At 59.5% G+C, this 10,576-nt stretch carries 8 protein-coding genes; all 8 read right to left on the bottom strand.

Going from position 1 to position 10,576, the window contains the following annotated elements; genetic code table 11:
• Positions 1–227: 227 nt before the first annotated feature.
• The 8 genes from tilS to lpxD all read right to left on the bottom strand — a co-directional run bounded on the left by tilS (position 228) and on the right by lpxD (position 10,519).
• The gene (tilS, locus tag ACIPIZ_RS28535; protein ID WP_401168825.1) at positions 228–1,556 is read right to left on the bottom strand and encodes a tRNA lysidine(34) synthetase TilS; all 1,329 of its coding nucleotides are present in this window, start codon (positions 1,554–1,556) and stop codon (positions 228–230) included.
• A 131-nt stretch (positions 1,557–1,687) separates the two neighbouring features.
• Positions 1,688–2,635, bottom strand: coding sequence for an acetyl-CoA carboxylase carboxyltransferase subunit alpha (locus ACIPIZ_RS28530; RefSeq protein ID WP_401168822.1), 948 nt, complete (start codon positions 2,633–2,635; stop codon positions 1,688–1,690).
• A 139-nt stretch (positions 2,636–2,774) separates the two neighbouring features.
• Entirely contained in the window at positions 2,775–6,296 is a 3,522-nt protein-coding gene (dnaE, locus tag ACIPIZ_RS28525) for a DNA polymerase III subunit alpha (protein WP_064393179.1), read from the bottom strand.
• Between the two features lie 76 nt (positions 6,297–6,372).
• Positions 6,373–6,999 carry a ribonuclease HII gene (gene rnhB, locus ACIPIZ_RS28520; protein ID WP_064393180.1) on the bottom strand — a complete coding sequence of 209 codons (627 nt, stop codon included), beginning with the start codon at positions 6,997–6,999 and terminating at the stop codon, positions 6,373–6,375.
• Positions 7,000–7,010: 11 nt separating this feature from the next.
• Positions 7,011–8,141 (bottom strand): lipid-A-disaccharide synthase, encoded by a 1,131-nt coding sequence (gene lpxB / locus ACIPIZ_RS28515; protein WP_064393181.1) that lies wholly within the window; start codon positions 8,139–8,141, stop codon positions 7,011–7,013.
• A gap of 2 nt (positions 8,142–8,143) precedes the next feature.
• Entirely contained in the window at positions 8,144–8,920 is a 777-nt protein-coding gene (lpxA, locus tag ACIPIZ_RS28510) for an acyl-ACP--UDP-N-acetylglucosamine O-acyltransferase (protein WP_064393182.1), read from the bottom strand.
• Positions 8,917–9,357, bottom strand: a complete 441-nt coding sequence (fabZ, locus tag ACIPIZ_RS28505) for a 3-hydroxyacyl-ACP dehydratase FabZ (RefSeq protein WP_025110881.1) — start codon at positions 9,355–9,357, stop codon at positions 8,917–8,919. The genes lpxA and fabZ overlap by 4 nt, the downstream gene beginning before the upstream one ends.
• A gap of 106 nt (positions 9,358–9,463) precedes the next feature.
• The gene (gene lpxD / locus ACIPIZ_RS28500) at positions 9,464–10,519 is read right to left on the bottom strand and encodes a UDP-3-O-(3-hydroxymyristoyl)glucosamine N-acyltransferase (protein ID WP_064393183.1); all 1,056 of its coding nucleotides are present in this window, start codon (positions 10,517–10,519) and stop codon (positions 9,464–9,466) included.
• Between the last annotated feature and the right edge of the window lie 57 nt (positions 10,520–10,576).

The raw sequence follows: 10,576 nt of genomic DNA, 5'->3' as shown, positions 1-10,576 counted from the left end.
AGCGAAGGAAGGCCGAAGCCCCCGATCACCTGCATTAATCACAGTGCACCTTTCAAAAAAACCGCCGCGTTGGGACAGACCGGCAGATGAAACGCCGGTACGTTGCTCGCTACACATTTTTTGGAATCGCCCAGCAAAGACTGCTTGGTAATCGGCAACTCCTGCAATTCAGGCGAATCCACAGAAGTTGTATCAAGAAGGGAGCGTAGTCTACCGGAATGCTCCTTTCAGCTCAAACCTTGATCTTCGTCTGTTGGCTGCCAATGCAATTTCCAACCGCCGTGCCCATCGCCATCAAGCCCCGGCAGGTTCGCCACCGCGAGCAATTCGTCACCGCGAAACAGCAGCGGCAATCTGCCACGCACGAACCCCGGTACCGCGCGCTCATTGAACAGGCGCTTGAGGTCGCGATGACCGCGATCGGCCAGTTGCATCACTTCGCCCCCCTGACGAAAGCCAATGCGCAACGGCCCGGCGGGAGCCTGCCCGCTAAACATGACACGTCCGTTATCGGCCAAGCGTAGCGCTGACGACGGCGTCTGCCACTCACATCCGATCACTGGCGCGCGCAGCCAGGCATCGCTGAGCCACCAGACCCGACCGGCGCTGCGCTGCAGCTCGCCATCGGCCAGTCGCCAGATTGGCGAGGCATCATGAGCGGCCTCGCAGAGATCGCTCCAACCCGACCAATGGTCGGTGTCAGGCAAACGAGTCAGTGGCTCGAGCCAATGGCTGATCGCGTTTCGTTGACGCGCAACCGACAGAGCGGTCAGCGGTGTCAACTTCAGCGACGGTAATCCCAGCCATTGGAAATCATGGGCGGTCGCGGCCTGCGCCAGGTCCATCTGCGCCAGCTCATCGAGCAACCCCTGCGCTTCACGCAGATGCGCGGCACTGCGGGCCATGCTCGCCTGCGCTTGCGGCCAGCGCCCGGTCAGCAGCGGCATGACTTGATGGCGGAGATAATTGCGCGAGAATTGCCGATCCTGATTGGACGGGTCTTCGATCCAGTTCAATTGATGAGCCTGTGCGTACGCTTCCAGCTCGGCTCGGGAGATGTCCAGCAAAGGGCGAACGAGCGTGCCCTGCCCCACTGACCGCTGCGCCGGCATCGCAGACAACCCGCGTACACCCGCGCCGCGCAATAGCCGGAACATCAGTGTTTCCGCCTGATCATCGCGATGTTGACCGGTGAGCAACACATCATTGGCCTGCGTCAGAGAACTGAACACCGCGTACCGCGCATCCCGCGCCGCCCGCTCCAGGCTAGCACCCGATTGCACCTTCACCCGCTCGACCAGCAGGGGCACACCCAGCGCATCACAAACGGACTGGCAATGTTGCGGCCACGCATCAGCTGCAGCCTGAAGGCCGTGATGGATATGGATGGCGCTTAACGGAGGGAGTGATACGTTTTTTGCCAGATCGGCAAGCAGATGCAGCAGAACGGTGGAATCGAGACCACCGGAAAACGCGATGCGCCAATGCGCGGCGTTGCGCCAGGGCTCAAGGTTGAGCAACAGCCGGGAAGGCAAATCAATCATGGACTGACCCATATTTAACTCTTTGCCCCAAACAAATGTAGGAGTGAGCCTGCTCGCGATAGCGGTGTGACAGCCAACACATTGGTTGAATGTTACGCCCTCATCGCGAGCAGGCTCACTCCTACAGGGGTATTGCGTTCGACTTAGAGGCCGTAGCTCATCAGTCGATCATAACGGCGCTTCAACAGCGCTTCGTTATCGAACTTCTTCAGCATCGCCAGTTGCGAGCTCAGCTCGGCACGGATCGACGCAGCCGCAGCGGCTGGATCACGGTGCGCGCCGCCCAGAGGTTCGCCAATCACCTTGTCGACGATGCCCAGGCCTTTCAGACGCTCAGCAGTGATGCCCATTGCTTCAGCAGCATCCGGCGCTTTTTCTGCGGTTTTCCACAGGATCGACGCGCAACCTTCCGGCGAGATCACCGCGTAGGTCGAGTACTGCAGCATGTTCAGCTGATCGCAGACGCCAATCGCCAGCGCACCGCCGGAACCACCTTCACCAATAACGGTGGCGATGATCGGAGTCTTCAGACGCGCCATCACGCGCAGGTTCCAGGCGATCGCTTCGCTCTGGTTGCGCTCTTCAGCATCGATGCCAGGGTAAGCACCCGGAGTGTCGATGAAGGTCAGGATCGGCATTTTGAAACGCTCGGCCATCTCCATCAGACGGCAAGCCTTGCGGTAGCCTTCCGGACGCGGCATGCCGAAGTTGCGGCGCACCTTCTCGCGCACTTCGCGGCCTTTCTGGTGACCGATGATCATCACCGGCTGGTCTTCCAGGCGGGCGATACCACCAACGATGGCGGCGTCGTCAGAGAAGTGACGATCGCCGTGCAGTTCGTCGAACTCGGTGAAGATGTGCTGAATGTAGTCGAGGGTGTACGGGCGTTTCGGGTGACGCGCCAGGCGTGCGATCTGCCAGCTGGTCAGCTTGCCGAAGATGTCTTCGGTCAGCGTTTTGCTCTTGTCCTGCAGGCGGGAGATCTCATCGCCGATATTCAGCGAATTGTCATTACCGACCAAGAGCAACTCGTCGATCTTTGCTGGCAGGTCGGCGATCGGCTGTTCGAAATCTAGAAAATTCGGGTTCATAGGCGTCCGTCTTGGGTCGTGTCCCAAATGAGCTTGGGCCGGCCGGTTGTCTATTCGCGCCCTACCTTAAGGGAGAGGCGCGCTGAGGTCGAGATTAAAAATTCAGGTTGCGGGCAAGCGCCATGAGGGCACTTGCCGGTCAACGGTATTGGAGGAAGACGTTGTCTCGCCCGAACTGGTCACGCAGTGCTTGAATCAACGCATCTGCCGGGTCGATCCGCCAGGTCTCGCCAAACTGCAGCAAGGTCTTCGCATCCGGGCTGGTGTATTCCATGGTCACCGGGCATGCACCGCGATGACGCTTGAGCAAATCACCCAACCAGCGTAGCTGATCGCCTTTCAGATCCTGGGTTTGCAGCTTCAGGCGCAAGCTCTCGGCAAGGTTGGTGCGCGCATCTTCCATGCTCATCACTCGCTTGACCCGCAGGCGCAGGCCACCGGAGAAGTCGTCGTTGCTGACCTCGCCTTCGACCACCACCATCGCGTCGGTCTGCAACAACGATTGCGCCGAATGGAACGCATCGGCAAACAGCGACGCCTCGATGCGCCCCGAGCGGTCATCGAGGGTGATGAAACCCATCTTGTCGCCCTTCTTGTTCTTCATCACCCGCAGGGCAATGATCATCCCCGCGATGGTCTGGGTATCCCGGGCCGGTTTCAGGTCGATGATGCGCTGACGGGCGAAACGGCGGATCTCGCCTTCGTATTCGTCGATCGGATGACCGGTCAGGTACAGGCCCAAGGTGTCTTTCTCACCCTTGAGGCGTTCCTTCAGGGTCAGTTCCTTGGCCTTGCGATGCACTGCGTAAACATCAGCGTCTTCCTCGACAAACAGCCCGCCAAACAGGTCGGCGTGACCACTGTCGTGAGTGCGCGCGGTCTGTTCTGCGGACTTGATCGCTTCTTCCATTGCAGCCAGCAGCACCGCGCGGTTGCGGTCGATGTTGGCCTGATAAGCCTTTTGCTCTTCATGGAAGAACGGGCCGAGACGATCCAGCGCACCGCTGCGGATCAAACCGTCGAGTGTGCGCTTGTTGATGCGTTTGAGGTCGACCCGCGCGCAGAAATCGAACAGATCCTTGAACGGCCCGTCCTCACGCGCCTCAGTAATCGCTTCAACGGGCCCCTCGCCCACACCCTTGATCGCGCCGAGACCGTAAATGATGCGGCCTTCGTCGTTCACCGTGAACTTGAATTCCGAAGTATTCACATCCGGCGCGTCGAGACGCAGCTTCATGGTGCGAATTTCTTCGATCAAGGTCACGACCTTGTCGGTGTTGTGCATGTCCGCCGACAGTACCGCGGCCATGAACGGTGCCGGGTAGTGAGTCTTCAGCCAGGCAGTCTGGTACGAAACCAGGCCGTAAGCGGCAGAGTGAGACTTGTTGAAGCCGTAACCGGCGAATTTTTCCACCAGGTCGAAAATGTTACCGGCCAGGTCGGCATCGATATTGTTGGTCTTGCAACCCTCAATGAAACCGCCGCGCTGCTTGGCCATTTCTTCGGGCTTTTTCTTACCCATCGCCCGACGGAGCATGTCCGCACCGCCGAGGGTGTAACCGGCCATGACCTGGGCAATCTGCATCACCTGTTCCTGATACAGGATGATGCCGTACGTCGGCGCCAATACCGGCTTGAGGCCTTCGTACTGGTAATCGGAGTGCGGATACGCCAGCTCGGCGCGACCGTGCTTACGGTTGATAAAGTCGTCAACCATGCCCGATTGCAGCGGGCCCGGACGGAACAGGGCCACCAGTGCGATCAAGTCTTCCAGGCAGTCGGGCTTGAGCTTTTTGATCAGCTCTTTCATGCCGCGCGATTCAAGCTGGAACACCGCTGTGGTTTCAGCTTTTTGCAACAGCGTGTACGTCGGCTTGTCGTCGAGCGGGATGAACGCGATGTCCAGCGGCGGCTCGTCGACCTTGGCACGGTCGCGGTTGATGGTCTTCAGCGCCCAGTCGATAACCGTCAGCGTCCGCAGACCAAGGAAGTCGAACTTCACCAGACCCGCGGCCTCAACGTCGTCCTTGTCGAACTGGGTTACCAGACCGTCACCGGCCTCGTCGCAATAGATCGGCGAGAAGTCAGTCAGCTTGGTCGGGGCGATAACCACACCACCGGCGTGTTTACCGACGTTACGCACCACGCCTTCGAGCTTGCGCGCCATCTCCCAGATTTCTGCGGCCTCTTCATCGACCTTGATGAAGTCACGCAGGATCTCTTCCTGCTCGTAGGCTTTTTCCAGGGTCATGCCGACTTCGAACGGAATCATCTTCGACAGACGATCCGCCAAACCGTAGGACTTGCCCTGCACCCGCGCCACGTCGCGCACCACAGCCTTGGCGGCCATGGAACCGAAGGTGATGATCTGGCTTACCGCGTTGCGCCCGTATTTCTCGGCCACGTAATCAATTACGCGGTCACGACCGTCCATGCAGAAGTCGACGTCGAAGTCGGGCATCGAGACCCGTTCCGGGTTAAGGAATCGTTCGAACAGCAGGTCGTATTCCAGCGGATCGAGGTCGGTGATCTTCTGCACGTAGGCCACCAGCGAGCCCGCACCCGAACCACGGCCCGGACCTACCGGTACGCCGTTGCTTTTGGCCCACTGGATAAAGTCCATAACGATCAGGAAGTAACCGGGGAAACCCATCTGGATGATGATATCCAGTTCGAAATTCAAGCGATCAACGTAGACCTGGCGCTTGGCTTCGTAATCTTCGGTGGTGTCCTTGGGCAGCAGCACCGCCAGGCGCTCTTCGAGACCGTCGAAGGAGACTTTGCGGAAGTACTCGTCGATGGTCATGCCATCGGGAATCGGGAAGTTGGGCAGGAAGTGCGTGCCCAGTTTGACTTCGATGTTGCAGCGCTTGGCGATCTCGACGGTGTTTTCAATCGCGTCGGGAATGTCGCTGAACAGCTCGATCATTTCCTCGGCGCTTTTGAGGTATTGCTGATCGCTGTAATTCTTCGAACGCCGCGGATCGTCAAGGGCGCGGCCCTCACCGATGCAGACGCGGGTTTCGTGGGCGGCGAAGTCTTCCTGCTTGATGAAGCGCACATCGTTGCTCGCCACCAGCGGCGCACCAAGTTTGTCGGCAAGCGCTACGGCACCGTGCAGTTGCTCTTCATCGTTAGGACGATTGGTGCGCTGGATTTCCAGATAGAAACGATCCGGGAACACCGTCATCCATTCACGCGCCAAGGCTTCGGCTTCTGCCGGGTTGCCACCGATCAAGGCCATGCCGATCTCGCCTTCTTTGGCGGCGGACAGCATGATCAGGCCTTCATTGGCCTCGGCCACCCATTCGCGCTCGACGATGATCATGCCGTTGCGCTGACCTTCGATAAAGCCGCGCGAGATCAACTCGGTAAGATTGCGATAGCCCTTGGCGTTCATCACCAACAGGCTGAGCCGGCTCAGCGGTGCGTCCGGGTCTTTGTTCGACAGCCACAGGTCGGCGCCGCAGATCGGCTTGATGCCGGCGCCCATGGTGTTTTTATAGAATTTGACCAGGGAACACATGTTGTTCTGGTCGGTGACCGCGACCGCCGGCATGTTCATGGCGGTCAGCGCCTTGACCAGCGGCTTGATCCGTACCAGCCCGTCGACCAGCGAGTATTCAGTGTGCAGGCGTAGATGAACGAATGAAGCCGGCATAGTGATCCTGTCCAGTTACATAGAGACAACAAGGCCCGGATTGTACCGGGCCTCGAGCAAAACATCAGCCTTGCGACTAAACCTGCGTCAGGCCTTCGAGCACTTCATAAGCCTGACGCACCGGGGCGAACGAGCGCCGGTGAATCGGCGTCGGGCCAAGCCGCACCAACGCTTCCAGATGAACGGGCGTCGGGTAGCCTTTATGACCGCCGATGCCGTAACCCGGGTAGATCAATTCGAACGCGGCCATTTCACGATCACGACTGACCTTGGCCAGAATCGACGCGGCAGCAATGGCCGGCACCTTGCCGTCGCCCTGCACCACGGCTTCGGCGCGCATCGGCAGTTGCGGGCAACGGTTGCCGTCGATCATCGCCAGTTTCGGCTGGATGTGCAGACCGGCGACCGCGCGCTGCATGGCCAGCATGGTCGCGTGGAGGATATTCAGCTCGTCGATTTCTTCGACTTCGGCGCGGGCGATGCACCAGCTCAGGGATTTCTCGATGATCTCGTCGTAGAGCTTTTCGCGCTTGGCTTCAGTGAGTTTCTTCGAGTCGTTGAGGCCGAGAATCGGCCGGTTCGGATCGAGGATCACCGCTGCCGTCACCACGGCGCCGCACAACGGGCCGCGCCCGACTTCATCGACACCGGCGACCAGTTCTTCGACTTCGGCGACCAAGGTGAAATCCAGGCCCATCTGCATGCTTGTCTTGCTCATCGTGTCTGACCGATCAGGTTAAGGACGGCGTCCGCCGCCTGATTGGAAGCGTCCAGCCGCAGCGTGCGGTGGATTTCGTCGAAACCACGGGTCTGCTCTTCGCCGCCTTCAATCAGCGGCGACAAGGTCTGCGCCAGTGCTTCGACTGTCGCATCATCCTGCAACAATTCTGGCACCAGCAAGCGCTGGGCGAGGAGGTTCGGCAAAGACACGTACGGGCTCTTGACCATGCGCTTGAGAATCCAGAACGTCAGCGGTGCCAGGCGGTAAGCCACGACCATTGGCCGTTTGTACAGCAGCGCTTCGAGGGTCGCGGTGCCAGAGGCGATCAACACCGCGTTGCATGCGGCCAGCGCCAGATGCGACTTGCCATCGAGCAGGGTTACCGGCAGATCGCGGCCGGCGAGCAACTCTTCAAGCTGCGCGCGACGCTCCGGGTTGGCACACGGAATGACAAAGCGCACACCTGGGCGCATGGCGCGCAGACGTTCGGCGGTGTCGAGAAACAAGGCGCCCAATCGGGACACTTCGCCGCCACGGCTACCGGGCATCAACGCTACCAGCGGCCCGTCGGGCAGGCCCAACTCGGCGCGCGCCGCAGCGCGATCGGCCTCCAGTGGAATGGTATCGGCCAGCGTGTGGCCGACGAACCGCACCGGCACGCCCTTCTCTTCGTAGAATTTTGCTTCGAACGGCAGCAGCGTCAGCATCAGATCGCAGCCTTCGCGGATCTTCAGCACACGCTTCTGCCGCCACGCCCATACCGACGGGCTGACGTAATGCACGGTCTTGATCCCGGCCTGACGCAGCTTCAGTTCGATATTGAGGTTGAAGTCGGGGGCATCGATGCCGATGAACACATCCGGTTTCTCGGCGATCAGCGTGGCGATCAAGTCTTTGCGGCGCTTGAGCAGCTCGCGCAGACGTCCGAGGACTTCGACCAGGCCCATGACCGACAAACGCTCCATGGGAAAGTAGGAGGTCAGGCCTTCAGCCTGCATCAGCGGGCCGCCGACGCCGATGAACTCGACCGCCGGATGCTGTGCCTTGAGGGCCCGCATGAGACCCGCGCCGAGAATGTCACCGGAAGCTTCACCCGCCACCAGCGCAATACGCAGATTGGCCATGATCAGCGAGTGATGCCGCGAGTCGACGACTGGATGGAGTCACGGAATATCGCGACTTCCGGAAACTGTGCCGCCGGCTCAACCAGCTCAGCCAGCGCCTGCTCGACCGTCAGCCCTTGGCGGTACACGGTTTTGTAGGCGCGACGCAGGGTGTGGATGGCGTCTTCACTGAAACCACGGCGACGCATGCCTTCGAAGTTCATGCTGCGCGCTTCGGCCGGGTTGCCAAACACGGTAACGAACGCTGGCACATCCTTGCCGATGGCGGTGCCCATGCCGGAAAAGCTGTGGGCGCCGATGTGGCAATATTGGTGAACCAGAGTGAAACCGGAAAGGATCGCCCAGTCATCAACGTGCACATGGCCAGCCAATGCAGTGTTGTTGACCAGAATGCAGTGGTTGCCGATGACGCTGTCGTGACCGATGTGGGCATAGGCCATGATCAGGTTGTGATCGCCCAGGGTGGTTTCCGAACGGTCTTGAACGGTGCCACGGTGAATGGTCACGCCTTCACGGATGACGTTGTGGTCACCGATGACCAGACGGGTCTCTTCACCTTTGTACTTCAGATCGGGCGTGTCTTCGCCTACCGAGGAAAACTGGTAGATGCGATTGTGCTTGCCGATACGCGTCGGGCCTTTGAGGATTACATGCGGCCCGATCACGGTCCCCTCGCCGATTTCCACACCTGCGCCGATGATCGACCACGGGCCGACCTCGACGCCGTCAGCCAGAACGGCCGACGGATCGATGATTGCGCGAGGGTCAATCAAACTCATAGCTTGCGTTCCGCACAGATGATTTCAGCCGAGCAGACTGGCTTGCCATCGACCGAAGCCTGGCACTCGAACTTCCAGATCTGACGTTTGCAGCTGATGAACCGGGCTTCGAGGATCAACTGGTCGCCCGGCAGCACAGGCTGACGGAAGCGCAGTTTGTCGGAACCGACGAAGTAGTAAAGCGTGCCGTCGGCAGGCTTCACATCAAGCATTTTAAAACCGAGGATCCCGGCAGCCTGAGCCATCGCTTCGATGATCAGTACGCCTGGCATGATCGGATGCGCCGGGAAGTGACCATTGAAGAACGGTTCATTGATGCTGACATTCTTGTAGGCGCGAATGCGCTTGCCTTCAGTGTCCAGTTCCACCACCCGGTCCACCAGCAGGAACGGGTAACGGTGAGGCAGGTATTCGCGAATCTCGTTGATGTCCATCATTTCGGGGGGAAGCCTATGTAAAGATTGGGAGCGCGACTGACGCGCACTCCTCTAGCAAATCAAGGAGGCAGTCTAGAGGCTGTGCACACTTGATATGGAAATGGTATCAGCCATCTGATGAAGCATTGCCGTCAGGGGTCACTTCCCCTACGCGCTTTTCCAGCTGTTTCAAACGTCGCGCGATGTCATCGAGCTGACGGATGCGGGCCGCGCTTTTGCGCCATTCGGCCGCCGGTTGCATGGCTGTACCGGAAGAGTAGGCGCCTGGCTCGGTAATCGAGTGGGTCACCATGGTCATCCCGGTGAGGAAAACGTTGTCGCAAATATCAATGTGGCCAACCAGACCAACACCGCCGGCGAGCATGCAGTGCTTGCCGATTTTGGTGCTGCCGGAGATACCGACACACGCGGCCATCGCGGTGTGATCACCGACCTGGACGTTATGCGCAATCTGAATCTGGTTGTCGAGTTTCACACCATTGCCGATTACGGTGTCGGCGAGCGCACCACGGTCGATCGCGGTATTTACACCAATCTCGACATCGTCGCCGATGGTCACGCCGCCAATCTGGGCGATTTTCTGCCAGATGCCTTTTTCGTTGGCGAAGCCGAAGCCCTCACCACCGAGTACCGCACCGGACTGGATCACCACACGCTTGCCGATGCGCACGTCGTGATACAGGGTCACGCGCGGCGCAAGCCAGCCGCCTTCACCAATTTCACTGCGCGCACCGATGAAGCAATGTGCACCCAAGGTCACTTGAGCACCGATCTGCGCACCTGCTTCGATCACCACGAACGGGCCGATGCTAGCGGTTGGATCAACCACTGCATCGTCCGCAATGACCGCCGATGGGTGGATACCCGCCGCGGCTTTTGGTTTGGGGTCGAACAAGTGCGAGATACGCGCGTACGCCAGATAAGGATCAGGCACGACCAACGCATTACCGGCGAAACCTTCGGCGTCAGCTTCCTTGAGCAACAGGGCCGCTGCCTGCGAACCCGCCAGGTACTTGCGATATTGAGGATTTGCCAGAAAGCTCAACTGAGCTGGGCCAGCCTCTTGCAAAGTGGCTAGCCCAGTAATTTGCTTCTCCGGGTCGCCACGCAGGGTGGCGCCGAGGAACTCGGCCAACTGGCCGAGCTTTATAGTCACGGTCATGGGTTACTTCAGCTGATTCATGCGCTCGATAACCTGGCGCGTGATGTCGTACTGAGG

The sequence above is a fragment of the Pseudomonas sp. NPDC087690 genome (assembly GCF_044743175.1).
Lineage (GTDB): Bacteria > Pseudomonadota > Gammaproteobacteria > Pseudomonadales > Pseudomonadaceae > Aquipseudomonas.
The sequence above is the reverse complement of the archived record's forward strand: the minus strand, read 5'-3'. Positions and strand labels throughout refer to the sequence as shown.